Annotated in this window: 13 protein-coding genes; 9 read left to right on the forward strand and 4 right to left on the reverse strand. The window is 46.9% G+C overall.

Translation table 11 applies throughout. The features are described from left to right. Nucleotides 1-37 precede the first annotated feature (37 nt). The 5 genes from ABY044_RS01585 (at nt 38) to ABY044_RS01605 (ending at nt 6,848) form a co-directional block, all read left to right on the forward strand. Nucleotides 38-910, forward strand: a complete 873-nt coding sequence (locus tag ABY044_RS01585) for a TIGR01777 family oxidoreductase (protein WP_373017451.1) — start codon at nt 38-40, stop codon at nt 908-910. A gap of 4 nt (nt 911-914) precedes the next feature. After that, nucleotides 915-2,354, forward strand: coding sequence for a deoxyribodipyrimidine photo-lyase (locus tag ABY044_RS01590; protein ID WP_373017453.1), 1,440 nt, complete (start codon nt 915-917; stop codon nt 2,352-2,354). Nucleotides 2,355-2,410: 56 nt separating this feature from the next. Continuing rightward, complete coding sequence (locus ABY044_RS01595) at nt 2,411-3,250, forward strand: MerR family transcriptional regulator (RefSeq protein ID WP_373017455.1); 840 nt, start codon at nt 2,411-2,413, stop codon at nt 3,248-3,250. A gap of 297 nt (nt 3,251-3,547) precedes the next feature. Then, the gene (locus tag ABY044_RS01600; RefSeq protein WP_373017457.1) at nt 3,548-6,226 is read left to right on the forward strand and encodes a diguanylate cyclase; all 2,679 of its coding nucleotides are present in this window, start codon (nt 3,548-3,550) and stop codon (nt 6,224-6,226) included. 49 nt (nt 6,227-6,275) lie between these two features. Further along, entirely contained in the window at nt 6,276-6,848 is a 573-nt protein-coding gene (locus ABY044_RS01605; protein WP_373017459.1) for a mechanosensitive ion channel domain-containing protein, read from the forward strand. A 6-nt stretch (nt 6,849-6,854) separates the two neighbouring features. On the opposite strand, the gene ABY044_RS01610 is transcribed toward ABY044_RS01605, so the two are convergent. Then, the gene (locus tag ABY044_RS01610) at nt 6,855-7,391 is read right to left on the reverse strand and encodes an ATP-dependent zinc protease (RefSeq protein ID WP_373017461.1); all 537 of its coding nucleotides are present in this window, start codon (nt 7,389-7,391) and stop codon (nt 6,855-6,857) included. Nucleotides 7,392-7,434: 43 nt separating this feature from the next. Here ABY044_RS01610 and ABY044_RS01615 point away from each other — a divergent pair, with 43 nt between their 5' ends. Then, nucleotides 7,435-8,718, forward strand: coding sequence for a mechanosensitive ion channel family protein (locus tag ABY044_RS01615; protein ID WP_373017463.1), 1,284 nt, complete (start codon nt 7,435-7,437; stop codon nt 8,716-8,718). 88 nt (nt 8,719-8,806) lie between these two features. On the opposite strand, the gene msrA is transcribed toward ABY044_RS01615, so the two are convergent. Together msrA and ABY044_RS01625 are read right to left on the reverse strand one after the other, a co-directional pair. Beyond that, nucleotides 8,807-10,141, reverse strand: coding sequence for a peptide-methionine (S)-S-oxide reductase MsrA (gene msrA / locus ABY044_RS01620; protein WP_373017465.1), 1,335 nt, complete (start codon nt 10,139-10,141; stop codon nt 8,807-8,809). A 223-nt stretch (nt 10,142-10,364) separates the two neighbouring features. Then, on the reverse strand, nt 10,365-10,895 hold the full coding sequence (locus tag ABY044_RS01625; protein ID WP_373017467.1) for a peroxiredoxin: 531 nt from the start codon (nt 10,893-10,895) through the stop codon (nt 10,365-10,367). Nucleotides 10,896-11,016: 121 nt separating this feature from the next. Between ABY044_RS01625 and ABY044_RS01630 the strand changes: the two genes are divergently transcribed. The 3 genes from ABY044_RS01630 (at nt 11,017) to ABY044_RS01640 (ending at nt 16,885) form a co-directional block, all read left to right on the forward strand. Then, nucleotides 11,017-12,003 (forward strand): YbgA family protein, encoded by a 987-nt coding sequence (locus ABY044_RS01630; protein ID WP_373017469.1) that lies wholly within the window; start codon nt 11,017-11,019, stop codon nt 12,001-12,003. A gap of 42 nt (nt 12,004-12,045) precedes the next feature. After that, a complete protein-coding gene (gene folM / locus ABY044_RS01635) occupies nt 12,046-12,765 on the forward strand; it encodes a dihydromonapterin reductase (protein WP_373017471.1) in 720 nt (239 codons plus the stop codon). A gap of 127 nt (nt 12,766-12,892) precedes the next feature. Continuing rightward, on the forward strand, nt 12,893-16,885 hold the full coding sequence (locus tag ABY044_RS01640) for an EAL domain-containing protein (protein WP_373017473.1): 3,993 nt from the start codon (nt 12,893-12,895) through the stop codon (nt 16,883-16,885). Nucleotides 16,886-16,943: 58 nt separating this feature from the next. On the opposite strand, the gene hemH is transcribed toward ABY044_RS01640, so the two are convergent. Next, nucleotides 16,944-18,062, reverse strand: coding sequence for a ferrochelatase (gene hemH / locus ABY044_RS01645; protein WP_373017475.1), 1,119 nt, complete (start codon nt 18,060-18,062; stop codon nt 16,944-16,946). Nucleotides 18,063-18,173 lie beyond the last annotated feature (111 nt).

Genomic DNA, 18,173 nt, shown 5'->3' on the forward strand with positions numbered 1-18,173 from the left:
TAATCATTGTGTCAATTACGTACACGGATGATTTGCGATGAATGTTAAGCTTGATATTGTCATATTGGGTGGGACTGGCTTTATAGGTGGGCATCTTTCTTCACGGCTTACGACGTTAGGGCATCGTGTGAAGGTGTTTGGGCGCACTGCATTTCGTTCTGTCGATTCTTTGGCTGAATTGATTTCCGGTTGCGATTTATTAATCATGTTGGCGGGCGCTAATGTTGGACAACGCTGGAGTAAAGCGCACAAACAGCAGGTGTGGAATAGCCGAATTCTTACCAATCAAATGTTGATGGAGGCTCTTCTGGTTTGTAAACAACCGCCTCAGAGAATTTTTTCTGCATCGGGGGTCGGTCTATATCCTCAGTCGGATTATAGTCATCCGTTAGACGAATCTTGTTTTCAGATTGGTGATAATTCATTGGGAAGGTTGGGACTTGCCTGGGAAGAGGCCAGTCAGGCTCTTCAGCCGGCTCCGGTGATTTTTCGCTTTGGCGTAGTCTTGGGTACGAACGGCGGGGCTTTGTCAAAGATGTTACCGGCCTTCAAGTTGGGATTGGGCGGACCGATTGCCGACGGCAGGCAGAGTTTTTCATGGATACACATCGATGATTTGGTCAATGCATTCGTATTTGCGATTGACCATCCGGAAATGGAAGGAGCTTATAATCTGGTTGCTCCCCAACCGTTGTCTAATGCCGCATTCGGCCGTATTTTGGCAAAAGTTCTGAAACGACCGTTTTGGTTGTCTCTGCCGGATTGGTTGTTAAGGTATATATTAGGAGAAGGGGCGCAAGTGTTGACGCTTTCGATTGCGGTCTTTCCTAAACGACTTAGCGAAATCGGATTCGAATTTCGTTATCCCGACGCAAAATCGGCTTTAAGCGATCTGTTAAAACGTGGATAGGAGAATGCCGAAAACAACTTTGGTTTGGATTCAGCGCGAGTTTCGCCTAACTCACCTACCGGCTCTTCAGCATGCCTTGTCCGACAGCGATCGGGTGATTCTGGCTTATTTTCATGATCCCGAACAGGTCATCGGGGAGGCGAACAGTGTCCGCCTTGCGTACGCATTGCAAGATTTTCAACAGCAGATTATTCAAAAAAGCGGCAGATTATTGATGTTGGAAGGCGGCTTTCAGCAGAATCTGAATGCTTTGATCGAGCGCCATGAGATTAACCGTATTTATTACAGTCATCAGGTGGGTGAACCTTTTGCGTCAATGCAGCAGCAGGCTTTGGAGGTTTGCCAGAAATCCGGCGTGGCCTTAAAGCCTTTCTTTTCGGAATATTGGTTTGAACCCGGCTGTATCCTCAACAAGCAAAATGCTCCTTATGTGGTGTTCACTCCTTTCTACAAGGCGATGTTGGCTAAAATCGATCAAATGCAACCGTTGGATGCAGATGTCGGTGACTTGAGTAAAACCTCGGTGGAATCGGTAGATTCTGTGTGGCTGAATCTGCCTCGTGACTTGGTTGAAAAAATCGAACGGGATTGGTCCAAGAAACTGGCGGTGCATTGGCAGGCGGGTTCAGCGGCGGCTTGGCGGTGTTTAGATGAGTTTATTGAAGAACGCCTTGAAAATTATGCCGAGGAACGGGATTTCCCGGCTCTTAATGCCACCAGCGGTTTGTCTGCTGCATTGCATTTCGGCGAAATTTCCGGGCGAGCAATCTATTTTTATTTGCTTGCTTTGCTTGAAAGCGGGCAATTGAAAGCCGAACCGGTTTATACGTGGATTCGTCAATTGGCGTGGCGTGAATTTGCCCGTTTGTTATTGTGGCATTTTCCGCAAACCCAAACCGAGCCGTTTCAAGAACGTTTTGTGCAAATGCCTTGGATGGGGGAAAATGAAGCGACGCAAGCCTGGTATCGAGGGATGACGGGGGTTCCGATTATCGATGCAGGAATGCGTGAGTTATGGGAAACCGGCATCATGCATAACCGCGTAAGAATGTTGGTCGCATCGTTCCTGACCAAAAATATGAACCAGCATTGGCGAATCGGCAAAGCGTGGTTCGACGAGACGTTGATTGATGCCGATCCGGCAAATAACGTGATGGGCTGGCAGTGGGTTGCCGGATGCGGAGTGGATGCGGCACCGTATTACCGGCTATTCAATCCGCTGCGGCAGAGCCAGCAATTCGATGCCGAAGGCGACTATATTCGACGCTGGGTTCCGGAGCTTAGCGCTTTATCCGCCAAAGCGATTCATGCCCCTTGGGAACATCAAGCGGAATGTGTACAAAAAGGGATTGAACTGGGGAAGACTTATCCTTTGCCGGTTGTGAATCTGGCGGAAAGCCGACAAAGACACCTTGATCGAGTTGAGGCATTAAAAGGCCTGTAATTGCGAAGGTACGGGTTTTTGTCTAAGATACGCTTAAATCAAAGTGATGCAAAATTATGAAGTCTAATGAACCCTTATATCCCATTCGAGAAGTCTCGCGCATAACCGGCGTTAATTCGATTACGTTACGTGCATGGGAGCGCCGTTATAAATTGATCGATCCTGTGCGTACTCCGAGTGGACACCGTTTGTACACTCAGGCGCATATCGAATGGATCGGTGCCGCCGTCAAGCTGACCGAGCAAGGTGTGCCGATCAGTCAGGTTAAAAACCTATTGGAAAAAACACAGGCCGGCAAGTCGGCGTTGATATTGGTTGAAGAAAATGATGCTTCCTCGTTATTGATGCAAAAAGCCAGGGAATACGATCTGGTCGGTTTGAAGCAGGCTTTGGATTTTCTATTTTCGGATTTGCCCGAAGACTTGGCTCTGGAAACCATCCGCACGGTGACGTTGGAATTGTCGCAAGAGTCGTCCGAACTGGAAACGTTCTGGACGGCCATGTTGTTACCGCGACTGTATTCAAAATTGAGATTTCTTACCCGGGTACAGAAGACTTATGCGATGAGGCGTTTCTGGTTACAGCCCGCCAACGAACAGCCTATGGAGGTTATGTTGCTGTTGGTGGCGATCTGGTTAGCCAGACAGGGGATTTATCCGATCGTTCATTTGCATAGCCAAGAGGTCGAGCGCTTCAGTTTTGAATTGCTGACCAAACTGAATTGTCAGGGAATGGCGTTGGTGGATACTGACGATGTGCTCGACGAACAGTCATGGTCACAGAAAATTGAAAAATTTCCGAATTTGGAGCTGCACTGCTTCGTTATGGATAAAGGTCCGGTTAAAACCGATGAAGCGCTTCATGCCGAATATCATGATTTGAATAATCTGTTTTAAATGTCTGTCTAACTTCCCTTGGTGTTTAAATCGAGATTCGTTTTGTCTCGGATGGTTATGGAATTCTCATTTTGACTTAACGTATTGTTTCTCTCGAAGAATATTTTCTGGATTCAATTCTAGGACGCGTCGTTGTTTTTGGAATGATTTTTTGTATGAAACAATATTTATCGTGGTGGATTGTTTACTTATGGTAAAAAAGTGAGCGTGATCAATTCCTGATAAAATCCTTGGTTATTAATGGCATGGATGTGTTAATTTATAAGGAATATTAGAGGGAAATTTAGAGAGTCGGTAATGTGGGAAAGAGTTCGAAATTATGTGCTGGTCTATCTACTATTTTCCGTTGGCGTCGTTTCGTTATTTAGCTATTTTCTAGTTTCCAGAAATGCCGATCATGTCGATGCCGAAAATCATCTGGTTGAGGTCACCTATACCTCGATTGTCAAAGGCATTCAAAAAAGTGCCGAACTGTTTTACAGCAATGTCATTAACAAGCCTGAAAATACCCGAATATTGGCACAAGTGTATTCGTCCACGCCGGAAGAACAACAGGTATTACGGGACAAACTCTATAACAACCTGATTGCAAGCTATCGTTCGATGGAAAGCTTTAAAATTAAACAGCTGCACTTCCATTTGAAAAACAACGACAGTTTTTTGCGTTTCCATCGTCCGAAAAAGTTTGGGGATAATCTGACCAATGTGCGAAGCACGGTCGCTTATGTGAATGCCACGCATAAGAAGATTTCCGGTTTTGAAGAGGGGCGAATCTTTAACGGTTACCGTTTTGTTTTCCCATTGTTTTACGGTTCCGAATACATCGGTTCGGTTGAGACGTCGATTTCAATGGAAACCATTTTGAGCGAGTTGGAAGCTGAACTGCACGGCCAGTCAAGTTTTATGATAAATAAGTCAGTGGTTGAGAATAAGGTATTTGCTTCCGAACAATCCAATTATCGCCCCAGTTCTTTTTCACCGAACTTTTTATATGAAACCAGTATTAGTCCTAAGGACGGACTTGAGCTGGTGGATCTCTTGACTAAAAAAGTGACGGAAACCAAGCCGATCGAGCATTTTCTCAATTCCAGTCGGGCTGCGACTTATGAGGTGCGTTATCGTGGCGAAGATTATTTTTTAACCTTTTTACCGCTTAAAAACGCGGTTTCGAAACAGACCGTCGCCTATTTGATGATGGCCGCTCATGATTATAAGCATCGCTTGTTGTGGGGACAGTTGTTTTTAGGCATTTTCTCCAGCCTGTTGTTGGGCGCCATCTTTTTAAGGTTGTTTTATAAAGTCAAATTCAATGAAAAAAAATTGAAAAAAATTCAGCAGCAGACCGAACAACAGAATGTTTTGTTAACAAAGGCGCAGCAAGTCGCTCATCTAGGTTATTGGACATTCGACCTGAAAAAAGATCATCTGCATTGGAGTGACGAGGTTTACCGAATTTTCGGACTTAAGCCCCAGGGATTTGAAGCCACTTATGAGGCATTTTTGGAATATGTTTACCCCGAAGACCGTGAGATCCTGAATCAGACGTTTATGGAGTCGGTCGAGCGTAAGGTGCCTTATAGCCTTGAGCACCGTATTGTAACAAGCGACGGTCAGGTTCGTTTTGTGCAAGAGGAGTGTGTGCACCATTGGGACGAAAACGGCGAAATCACGCATTCGATCGGAACGATTATGGATGTATCGGAAAGGGTGTGGAGTGAAAATAATATTCAGTCGCTTAAAGAGCAGTACCAATCACTGGTGCAAAGTATTCCCGAAATCGTTTTCCGCTGCCAAGTCGATAGAAACTGGACAATGCTGTATTTGAACGATGCCGTTGAGCAAATCACCGGTTACCCGGCCAGCGACTTTATTTTTAACCGTAAACGGAGTTGGTCGAGTGTCATTCATCCGGACGATCAAGCCTTAATCGAATATGTCGAGTCCGGCGAGATAGAGCAAGGTAAGACCTATGAGTTGGAATACCGGCTGTTACATCAGTCCGGCGAGATCGTTTACGTTAAAGAGCACGGCAAGAGAATGGTGTTGGAAAATGGCGATCAAGTCATCGAAGGAATCATTTCCGATATTACCTCCGAAAAATTGACGTTGCTCAAACTCCAGCAGTTCATTGACACGCAAAGCCAGATCATCGTGGTCTGTAATGCTAATAAACTGACCTTTGCCAATCAAAGTTTCTTCAAGTTCTTTGGTTATGAAAATTTACCGTCCTTTCTGGAAGCGAAAAACAGCCTGATGGATTGTTTTATTAAACAGGACGAGTTTTTCGATCAGAGCAAGATCAAACCGGGGCAGGCGGATTGGATCGAGGCGATCAATGCCTTGCCGGGTAATAAACGTATCGTTTTGATGGAAAATATCAATAAGAACCGTTTTGCATTCTCGGTCAGCATCAATGCATTCGACCAGGATTCTTTGATTATCAGTTTTAACGATATTAGCGATACCGTTAAGGAAAACATCGACTGGAAGTACCGTGCTTCCCATGATCCGTTAACCGGTACGTTTAACCGTAATTTCCTGGAGAAGAATTATCAGGAATTGGTTCACGATATGACACGTTTCGGTAAAGATGTCGGTCTGATTTTGTTCGATATCGATCATTTCAAAAATATCAACGACACCTACGGACATAACCGCGGGGACAAGGTGTTGAAAGAACTGGTCAATTTGATTCACGGTCACGTTCGCGATTCCGATCGTTTGATACGTTGGGGGGGCGAAGAGTTTATGCTTCTGTTCCCGGCCGACTCGAAGGAAGCAGTGGAGAAATTCGCCAATAACCTGAGAGAGAGGATCGAGGAGCATTCAATGGCTGATTTGGCTGTTACCTGTAGTTTCGGCGGTACTTTAGTGAAAAAAGACGAGAAGTTTAAAAAGGCTATTTCCAGAGCCGACCAGGCGTTGTATTTCGTTAAAGAGCATGGTCGCAATGCCGTGAAAGTAGAGGTTGAGTGACGGAGTTAATTTCCGTATCATACGTTTTTTTTAGTATTCGGGGGTGGGTGTGATTTCAGTGACCAATCTGCCTTATATTCAGATAGGCATCAGTTTGTTGATTCCGTTTGCGATTATGCTGACGCGATGGGGTGTGAAAAAGCTGATTCTCAACTTGGGGCATGTCAAGGGCGTGCCGCGTGACCGGGCTTATCAAGTCTATCGTTATTTCAGAACCTTGATTAGTGTGGTTTGGCTAGTGGTTTTATTGGTAATCTGGGGGATCGATTACCAGGCACTGCTAGTTGTGGCATCTTCCGTTCTGGCGGTGATTGGTGTCGCCCTGGTGGCGCAATGGTCGATCTTGAGCAATATTACCGCGAGTATTATCGTATTCTTCAGTTTACCGGCCAGAATCGGTGACGAAGTCGAGGTGATCGACGGTGTTAACAGTGTTAAAGGCGTGATTACCGAAATCAATTTATTCAATGTGCTGTTGATTGATAAAGAAGGAAATCAATTGGCTTATCCGAATAATTTGATCCTGCAAAAACCGGTGCGTAAAACCCAGTCGAAAGAACAGGATAAACCGGCCGAAAACACAGCAAACAGCGTGCTGAGTAAACGCATTAAAAGCCGTTAATAAGCGTTAATTAACTTGGGTTGAGGGCGTTTTAATGGCGCATTGCGGCTGTGTTAAACCGGTTCGGTTGGGGTCTATAAGTACCCCGTTCGCCAATGCGGAACGACCTATCAGCATCGGATATTTAAAGTGTCCGCGATCGACTAAGTTGGTTTCGACGTTCAGTATCCGACGATTCAGACAGATCGTTAGTTGCACGACCGGTCTTTTTTCCAGTGTCGAATCTTTGCGTTTAATCGATGCGTAGCGAAGTAATGGCAATGTGACGGTTTGCCGGTTGAGGCTGCGGAAACGTACCCAGGTTTTTTGTTGCCGATCGATTAATTCAATATCGGTGGCGTGCAATGAAGAGTGGTCGGCGCCGCTGTCTATTTTGGCTTCGATTTTCTGCTTGAGTGGCATGACATAGACCGGTTCAACCCAACCGAGGATGTCTGCGACCGGTGGCGTATCGTTGGTTTGAGCGAGCGCAGAATGGATTGGCAGAATAATTAGACAAATAAGCCAAATCAAAAGGTTGGATTTTATATTGGGGATTGTCATCTAGCGGCAATACTCTATCTATAACGTGAGAATACAAAGTCGTATGAATTTTGAACGCATTGAACAACTATGGCAATCTTTTATATCGGAAGCGGTCGCTAAGGCAGGCCAAGCCGATTTTTATTGGCAGTTACTGGCGATTGCCGTCGTCGTTTTGGTTGCCTGGTATGTCAGCGGCCGGATGAAGGCTTTTTTGAATCATATCCTGCAAGGTTCCAAACGTGAAGAGAAATGGTTCGTCCAGCCGTTAGAAGTGGTTAAAGAATGGCTGTGGCCGGCTATCACATTGTTATTGCTGGGTTTTTCCCGAACCCTGTTCGAACAGTCGGATTTGAATTTTGAGGTTTTAAAATTCGCGTTCGGATTGGTGTTGTTAATCACGCTCTTTTTCAGCGTTCATCGTTATGTAAATCACCTTTTTGTTGAAACGATGCTCAAGTGGGTGATGTTGCCGATGGCGACCTTGTACCTGTTCGGTTTGCTGGATGCGACCGTCGCCTATTTGAAAAGTCTGGCGTTTCAAATAGGCGACGTTAATTTATCGGTGTATGCGATTCTAAGGCTGTTGGTGTTAGGGTCGATTTTGTTCTGGTTAGGGCGAATTTCCAATCAGTACGGCCAGCAAATCATCCGCAACAAGCAGGGGTTGGACATTCGCAGTCGCGAAGTCTTTGCCAAGTTGTTTGAGATTGCACTGTTTGTGGTGATCTTCCTGTTGCTGTTGAACGTGGTCGGCATTAATCTGACCGCTTTGGCGGTATTCGGCGGTGCCTTGGGGGTTGGAATCGGTTTCGGGTTACAGCAGATTGCCTCCAACTTTATTTCGGGCATGATCATTCTGCTCGACAAGTCGATGGCGATCGGAAACTACATCGAATTGGAAGATGGCAAGACCGGTGTGCTCAAAAAGATGGGGATGCGTTCGTCTTCGCTGGAAACGTACGACGGTAAAATTGTGGTCGTTCCCAACGAACGGTTTATTACCAGTACCTTTATCAATTGGACGCATGACGACCCGCGTCAACGTTATACCTTGGAGTTTTCGGTGGCGTATGATTCCGATATTCCAAAAATACCGGAGTTGATCCTGAACGCCGTCAAACAGCATCCGCAAGTTTTGACGGAACCGGAATTGCCGGATTGCGAAATCGTTGAATTCGCCGATTCGGGCGTGGTCTTTCAGTTGGAATATTGGATCGAGGGCATCGACGATGGTAAGAACCGCGTCGGTTCGGATCTGTTGATGATCATCTGGAAAACACTGCACGAGAATCAGATTTCGATCCCGTTCCCGCAGCGAGAAGTGCGCATCTTAAACGAACGATGATGCCTTGCTTAGGTATTTAGTTTTTACCATTTAAAGTTTAAAACTTAACAGGCTAGGTAGAAAAAACATCTCTACCCAGCCTGTTGGTTTATTTTTGTTCGTCCGGAACAAACTTCAAAACATTACCGTTAATGCAGTAGCGTTTGTATGTCGGCGGCGGACCGTCGTTGAAGACATGGCCCAAATGAATGCCGGAACTGGCGCTGCGCACTTCGATTCTTAACATGCCGTGCGAACGGTCTTCATGTTCGGTAATCGCGCCTTCCACCGGATTGAAGAAACTCGGCCAACCGGTTCCGCTGTCGAATTTGGTGTCGCTACGGAACAGGGCCGCACCGGTAATCGGGTCGACGAAAGTTCCCGGACGTTTTTCGTCCAGATGCGAACCGCTAAAGGCGTATTCGGTCCCTTGTTCAAAAGCGATACGCTGTTGATCGGGGGTTAACAACTGAAAGCCCAACCATTTCCAGAAACGCGGTTTATCGCCATTGTAACCGGTGAAACGCGACTTCTCTTTGCCGTTTTCAAACAGCACGATCGTAGGGGTGGCGAATAAGGTTTTCTGTAACTCCCAACCTTCAGGCGGATTCGGGTTCAAGGTGGTGACGATCGGCACTTCCGATTTCCAGCTGTCGAGTACTTCGCGTTTGAATAATTTACAGAATTCACACTCTTCGGCTTCAAACACAATCAATTGACGTTCGGCATTCAGGTCGGCGGCTTTGAGTTGAGGATGTTGAGGTTTGGCCGCGTTTTCGGAACCGGGGTAGGCAACGCCGGTACCACCAAGACCGCAGTAGCCGTTGGGGTTCTTTTTCAGGTAGTCCTGATGGTAGTCTTCTGCGGAGTTGTAGTTGCGCAGTTCGGCGATCTCGGTGGTGATGGCCGGATAGCCGGCTTTGGTTAAGGCCTGTTGATAGACGTCGCGTGTTTGTAAGGCGACGGCTTTCTGGGCTTCGTTATGGTAATAGATGGCGCTGCGGTAGTTGCTGCCGACGTCATTGCCTTGACGGTCGCCCTGTGTCGGATTGTGGTTTTCCCAAAATTTGATCAGAATGGTTTGCAGGCTGACCAATTGGGGATTGAAGGTCACTTTCACTACTTCGGCGTGATTACGTTCTTTGGCTTTGCCCATTTGCAGCGCTTTTTCCTGCCCCAATACGTCGTAGTAACCGACTTTTTTAAAATCTCCGCCCGCGTAACCGCTTTCGACATCCACTACGCCGGGTATTTCCGACATGCGTTTTTCCGCTCCCCAAAAGCAACCCATTCCAAGAACGATGAAGTCGGTTTGCATGTTGGTGACGGCATTTTCGTTTGGCGTCGACATTTCTGGCTCCTTGGCGCAACTTTGCAGGCTGAAAATAAACGGTAGGCAGATTGCCACAATCAATCGGCTAGACCATTTTTTGAAACTATCCATTACGTTAATCCTTATTTTGATGAGGTGTCACCTTTACGGAACTGAAATCGTCCGACTTAACTCAGTCGAATTTTGAAACGAACAAACTGTATGACACTGTTAATAGGAACGCGATTAGAGCGTTTTTGTTTCAAAATAAGCGTAATCGATTTTGCAGATAAGTCGTCATTCTACCCAAAAACCAAGCAAAATACTCGGATTTGGGTGCTGGGAGGAGGGCGATCTATTCGGCTGATTCGTCGTTTTGCAGCTCGGTCAAATCTTCTAATACATCCGCTACATGACGCTGCGGGTCGACATCCAGATAGATTTTAGCAATGCGCCCCTGCGGGTCGATGATAAAGCTGTGACGCTTAGCGAAACGAATGATTTTCAAATCAAGCAAGGCGTTGTATTGTCTGGCAACTTGTCCTTCGGGATCGGATAGAAGGCTAAACGGTAACTGGAATTTGTTTGAAAAATCCTGGTGCTGTTCAATGCCGTCGACACTGACGCCCAGTATCACGGCCTGTTTGGCGATGAGGGCATTGATGTTGTCCCGGAAACTACAGGCTTCGGTGGTGCAGCCCGGGGTGTCGTCCTTGGGATAAAAGTAGAGTACGACCCATTTGCCGCGGTAGTCTTTCAGTTGGTGGGTTTTATGGTGCTGGTCGGTCAGCGAGAACTCCGGTGCCATTTGCCCTACGTGTAAATCGTCGGCATAGAGGTTTGCGGAAAATAGCAGCATGAATAGCGTGGAAAAGATCGATTTCATAATATACTTCTTTAGCGATACTATAATGATTTAAAACGACATTAGGGCCGGATGATTCAAGCTGAATATTAATCTACGCGGAATGAAGGCTTATGTCAAAGTGGAATGAAGAGGGATGAAAATGCATCAGGTAAACGACTTTCCCAGATTAAAGATTGCGGTTTCGGATTGCTTGAAGGGAGTGGAATGCCGTTATAACGGCGGCCACGCCCAGGATGACTTTGTCAAAAATCAGCTGGCGAAGTATGCAGATTTCGTTCCTTTTTGTCCGGAAGCCGCCGTAATCGGCACGCCGCGAGAGACGATTCGACTGGTGGATGTGAAAGGGCAAGTTCGTGTATTGGGAAGTAAGTCCAACACGGACTATACCGACGGTTTGCAGGATTATGCGGAAAAGTGTGTGGCCTTGATCGCGCAACGAAACGTTGACGGAGCCGTGGTCAAATCGCGTTCGCCGAGTTGCGGGTTGGAGCGAATAAAAGTTTACCGCGAATCGGGCGAATGGTTCGGTTCCAACGACCCGATGACGCAAGGATTGTTTACCGGACACTTGCAGAAGACATTGCCTTATCTGGCGATTGAAGAAGAGGGGCGTTTGCAGGATGCTTGGTTGCGGGAGAACTTTATGATGCAGGTCTTTTCGGCGGCGCGTTGGCGCGAGTTTTTGGAGTCGGAACCGAATGTGGCCGACTTTCAACGTTTTCATCGCGACCACAAGTATCTGTTGATGTCTAAAAATGAAGCGATTTATCGACAGATGGGGCCGATTGTCGCACAAGCCGATTCGGCAAATTTAACGTCGGCACTTCAGCAGTATGCGGAACTGTTTCATCAGGCGATTGCCGAAAAGGCCAAACGCGGTCAGATGATTAATGTATTGCAGCATTTGTACGGCTATTTCAAAAAGCAGGTCAGTGCCGACGAGAAGGTTTTTTTTCACGATGCTTTGGAGGAGTTTCGCGAAGGTTTGATTCCTTTAGTGGCCGTCATTAAGGTTTTACAGCAATTTATCCATCATTACGGTTCGGAATATTTGCAAACCCAGATTATTTTTCATCCTTATCCGGCGGAGCTGGCATTGCGATCCAGTATCAGTGCTTACCGGTAAATTCATGCGGTTTAATCAAATCAAGCAAATCAAGAGAGAGCGATGTTAGAGGAAGCGGTTTTTATTTCAGGCGCAGGGCAGAGAATCGGTCTGCATTTGGCTAAACGTTTTGTGCAACAAGGAACGTTTCCGGTGGTTTTCACCTATCGTACCCGCCACGCTGCGGTTGACGAACTTGAATCGCTGGGGGCGACCGGCATTCAGGTCGATTTTAGCGAAGATCGTTCCGTCGAAGAGTTGTTGGCGTTGATGGAAATGGAAGTCAAAAGCCTTAGAGCGGTCATTCATAATGCATCGCTCTGGGCCAACGATGCGATGATTGAAAAAGAACCGTCGTTGTATGCCGACATGTTTCGATTGCACGTCGAGGTACCTTACCGCCTGAATTTGGCTTTGCAGCCCTATTTGAAAAGCGCTCGGAGTCCGTTGAAAGACATTATCAGTTTGTCGGACAGCTCGGCGGCGCATAGCAATGGCGATTATGCCGCCTACTTGGCGAGCAAAGCGGCTTTACAGGCGATGGGCCGAAACTTCGCCCAAAAGTTTGCTCCCGACATTAAAGTGAATGACATTGCGCCCGGATTGATTTTGTTCCATTCCGACGATAGCGAAGCGTATAAGCAGCGACGGCTTGCGCACTCTTCGTTGGGGGTCGAACCCGGTCCGGATGTGATTTGGCAGGCGGTTCAGTATTTGATGAACAGTCCCTATACCACCGGTGTTTCCCTTCCGGTGGATGGAGGGCGTCGAAGTCCGCTTTAATGCCTTCACGAAGATGGTTTTAGGATATATGTATCATAAATATTCCTTGCAGGATACGTATAAACCCTATTGATTACTAGGTAATTATGATACTATCGATTTAAATTAACCTCTCCGTGGTGGCGTTATGGAACGGCTGCGATTTTCAAATCGTCCTGAATCGGGACCTTCTAAGTTGTCTTTTATAGGCCTCTGGGTAGGTTTGTTGTTGTTGCTGTTCGCTATTCTTTTCGGACTTTATTATTCTCAATCAAAGCAAATTGTTCTTAATACTCAAACGGTGTTAAAGGACGTTTCCCACTTTAAAGTCGAGCACATTCAATCCTGGCTGAATCAACGGATTGCCGATGCACGAACCTTTTCTCATCAACCACAATTTGTTGAACAGGTAAAAAATTTACAGCACGGTAGTTATGCCGAAAAGGCTCTTTCCAGTCGCTTTAAGGCATTCTCCGATGCCCATGATTACGACAAAATCAGTTTATTCGATGCCTTTGGTCACCTTCTGATTCAAGTTGGAAAGATTGATGGCGCTCATCCTACCGCTGGTTATTTCGATAAATCCGGTAATGAGGGTAAAGATCCTGAAGAAGTGCATACCGAAATCTTTTTTGATGATGAAAATTTTCATCTTGATATCGTCGCGCCCCTGATCGATCAATCTTCCGGGCAAGGAGAGTTGGTTGGGGAGCTGGTCCTTCATGTCGATCCACGTAGTTTTTTAATCCCCTTTATGCAAGATTGGCCAACCGCGAGTGACACGGCGGAAACCTTATTAGTCGCCCGTGATGGCGATCGCGGGGTCGTGTTGAACCCGCCTAAGTTTACAAACGGTGAATCTACGGAGTTCCTTCGCCTTGAGCGTCCGAAGCGAACATTGAAAAGGATTTTCGAGCACCTGGACAAAGGCATGCAGGAAGGGTTTTTCCAAAGCATCGATTATCGACAACAACCGATCTTTTTGAATTACCAGAAAATTGACGATACCGATTGGATTATAGTGGCTAAAATCGATCGTAAAGAGGTGTATAAGCCACTCTATCAGTTGTTGTTTTGGGTGGCCGCAATCGGGGTGTTGGCACTGCTTTTGATCGGGTTCATGCTGATTCGCATTTTAAAGACTGAGCGGGCTAGGCGCGAAGCGGAATTGATTGAGGAGCGGCAGGATTTTTTAGAAGCGAGTCAAAAGTATTTCATTAGCTTATTTATGGATGCACCGGTTGCGTATCAGCTGCTTAATCAGCAAGGCAATATTGTCGATGTCAATAATGCTTGGTGTGACTTGTTTGAGTACGAGTGTGAAGAGGTGATTGGTAGGCACTATACCGACTTTATGGATTGTAATGACGCTTCGTCCTATGGAGATTGTGCCGAGGTGTTGATGCAAACTCAGGATGCCGAGCATAATTTAAAAATCATTCGTAAAGACGGCAGTCGGCGTTTAACCCGTTTTCAAGTCAGTATTTCACAAGATTCGGTGACCGAAGAAAAGCGGGTTCACTGCTTGCTCACGGACATCACCCGGCAATTTGAACATGAAAAAGTTCAGCAGAAAACCTTACTGCGTACCCAGGCGTTATTCGAGTTGATATTGAAAGCGCCGAGTTTGGATGAAAAGGCCTTAATGGAAATGGCTATGAATCAGATTGAGGCTTTGTCGTTAAGCCAGATCGGGTTTGTGCATTTTGTGGATGAGGATCAAAACTCGATCGGGTTTGTGACTTGGAGCAGTAATACTCTAAAGAATCATTGTACCGCGATGTACGACAGTCATTATCCGGTGGAGAAGGCGGGAATATGGGCGGACTGCATTCGCAAGGGTGAGGCGGTCGTTATTAATGATTACGCTGCAGCCGAGAATAAAACAGGGTTGCCGGAAGGGCATTCGACATTAAAACGGTTCATGAGCGTACCGATCTTCCATCAGGGGTTGGTGAGAATGATTATCGGGGTCGGTAATGCGCAGACGGATTACGATGAATTTGATGTCGAGACGATTAAATTGTTCGGTTCGGAGCTTTACCAAATTGTACTTTTAAAAAGAGCTTACGATGATCTGAACGTCAGTGAAAAGCGTTTTCACCATCTGTTTGCCAAGGCACCGGTTGCTTATCAGTCGCTTGGCGAAGACGGCAAGATTGCGGAGATGAACGAGGCCTGGTTATCTTTATTCGGTTTTGACCCTGAAGAAGCGGATAAGGTTAAAGATCGATCTTTTGAAGAATTTATGCTTGCTTCCGATAGAGGCGGGTTTCAACAAGAATTCGCTAATTTTCTGGCGTTGGGTGAAGTGCATCAGAAAACTTTTCAGATTGTCAGAAAGGATGGTTCGGTCAGGGATGTTGAAGTTACCGGCCAGACCTCCCAGACGCATGATAATCATGTGCGCACGCATTGTATGTTGTTGGACATTACCGATAAGCTGAAAACCGAAAGAACTTTGAAGCTGTCGGCCAAGGTGTTTGAGTACGCCGGTGAAGGTATTATGGTGACCGACCCGCAAAGGCGGATCGTCTCCGTAAACAAGGCTTTTACGGACATTTTGGGATATACGGAGGAAGAGGCGATCGGGAATACGCCTAGAATTCTTCATTCCGGTAAGCACGATCCGGAATTTTATCAGCAGCTTTGGGGCGAGTTGGTTCAAAAGGGGTATTGGCAAGGTGAAATTTGGAATCGAAGTAAAAGCGGTGAACTTATTCCCGAATGGTTGACGATCACCGAATTGAGAAACGATGAAGGTGAGGTGGAAAATTATATTGGTGTGTTTGCCGATATTTCCAAGGTCAAAGCTTCCGAAGCGGAGTTGGATTTTATTTCGTTTCATGATGTTCTGACCGCTTTGCCAAACCGCCAAAAGTTTATGGTGAACTTGGATTATGCGATTCAGCACAGTAAGCGCAGAGAAACCTTGTTGGCTGTTTTAATGTTGGATTTGGATCGCTTTAAAGAGGTGAACGACAGTTTCGGGCATGGCGCCGGAGATGAAGTGCTGATGGAGGTCGCTAAAATCTTGCGCGGCTGTATTCGCGAAACTGATTTTATTGCACGCTTTGGCGGAGACGAATTTGCGATCTTGCTGGATGATTTAAGTCATGCGGACGATGCGGCGCGAATAGCCCGAAAACTGATTGACGCGATTTCCGAACCGATTACTCTGGCGGGGAAAAGGCAGACGGTCAGTGTGGGCTGTAGCATCGGAATCAGTCTGTTTCCGGATCATGGACAGGATCCGGATACCTTGATGCAACACGCCGATAGTGCACTTTATTTATCCAAGCAGGAAAAGAGCGGTAGCTTTGAATATTTCAGTTCGGAAATGACCTATAAGGCGCAGGAACGTATTACGATTGAAGTCGAGCTGAAAAGCGCCATTAAGAACAATCAATTAAGAGTCTATTATCAGCCTCAGGTTGAGGTCTTCAGCGGCAAAATCATCGGTGCGGAGGCGCTTGTGAGGTGGCAACATCCCGAACTCGGGTTAATGTCTCCTGCCTATTTCATCGGGGTGGCGGAAGAGTCCGGTTTGATTGCCGATATTGGTGAGTGGGTGCTTAACGAAACGTGTCGGCAGGTTAAACAGTGGCATGACCGGGGCGTTGAAGGATTGGTCTTCGCGGTGAATGTCGCGCCCAAACAAATGGTGTACAGGGATATGCTGGCGACGGTGATGAAAGCCTTATCCGATACCGGATTGCCGGCGGAAATGCTGGAACTTGAGATTACCGAAGGCGGCCTGTTGACAATTGGAGAGGGGGCGATTTCTCTATTCGATCAATTGCGCGGGCTTGGAGTGAAAATTGCGATCGATGATTTCGGAACCGGGTATTCTTCTTTGGCGTATTTGAAAGCGTTGCCTTTGGACGTCTTGAAAATCGATAAACAATTTGTAGACGATATTCCACACGACGAAGCCGGCATGCAGATCGTCAACACCATTATCTCTATGGGACACAACCTGCATCTGGACGTTCTTGCGGAAGGTGTGGAAACCGAGTTTCAGCGCGAGTTTTTGAGGTTGAAAGGGTGTGATTTTTATCAGGGCTATCTGATGAGTCCACCGGTGGATGCGCAGACTTTTGAGGCGGAGTATCTTAATCTCGAACCGTCGCAGGAATAGTGGGTTTGCCTGAAATAAGCCCGGCTGGATATGCTCTAACCGGGCATTGGGCGTGTTGTTAGAAAGGGCAGCCCATTGCTTGCGCGTTCTGTTTAACGGTTTCGCGCTCTTGGCGGTCGACTTCCGCATCAAAGCCGTCACGCTCGTACCAACCCATCGTGTGCTGCAATATGACTTGAGCCAAAGCGTCGGTATGGTCGGAACGGTCGTTCAAACAAGGAATGTAGCCGAATTTTTCACCGCCGGCTTCTTCAAAGTATTCGCGGTTCTCTTCGCCGATCTCTTCGATGGTTTCCAAACAGTCGGCCGAGAAGCCCGGGCAGATGACTTGAATATCCTTAATCCCCGCTTTCGGTAGTGCCATCATGGTTTCGTCGGTATAAGGTTTGATCCACTCTTCTTTGCCGAAACGCGATTGAAAGGTGACCTTGTATTCGTCTTTGCTCAATCCCAGTTCTTCTGCGACCAAGCGGGAAGTGACGTGGCATTCGCAATGATAAGGGTCGCCATTGTCCAGATAGCGTTGCGGGATGCCATGGTAAGACATCACCAACAGTTGTGGTTTGCCGTGTTCTGCCTGATATTCTCGGATCGAGTTGGCCAAGGCTTTGATGTATCCGGGATGACGATGGTATTTGTTGACGAAACGCAATTCCGGAATCCAGCGCCAGGTCTGCAGTTCGGCCGTGACCGCATCGAAAGTAGAGGCACTGGTCGCAGCGGCATATTGTGGATAGAGAGGTAGTACCAACAGTCGCTGGCAGCCTTTGCCTTGCAACTTTTTCAGGGCGCTCGGAATCGACGGGTTGCCGTAACGCATTCCCAGTTCGAATTCGACGCGACCTTGAAAGTGCGGGCGAACCTGTTCGGCAATCGCGTCTACTTGGCGTTGGCTGATATTCAATAACGGAGCGCCGGGGCCTTCGGAATCCCATACCGTCGCATAGGCTTCGGCCGATTTAGCCGGACGTGTATTCAAGATAATGCCATTCAAAATCAATTTCCAAAGCCAGCGTGCCGGAGGTGGTTCGACCACGCGCGGATCCATCAGGAACTCTTTCAAGTAAGGTTTTAGCGCTTCTTTGGTGGGGGCGTCGGGAGTGCCAAGGTTGGTAATTAAAATGCCGGTCGCGGTTTCTGAACCGTGTTGGTAGTCGGAGATTCCTTGATAGTGCAAAATGTGTGCTCCCTTAGCGAACTTTACGATTAAGCGGCTTATGTTTCCGTGAATTATGTAATGGTTTTATCGGATAAGTCGATCCATTGCTATGAAATTATACAAGAAGTC

The sequence above is a fragment of the Thiomicrorhabdus sp. genome, from assembly GCF_041583835.1.
In the GTDB taxonomy this organism is placed as follows: domain Bacteria; phylum Pseudomonadota; class Gammaproteobacteria; order Thiomicrospirales; family Thiomicrospiraceae; genus Thiomicrorhabdus.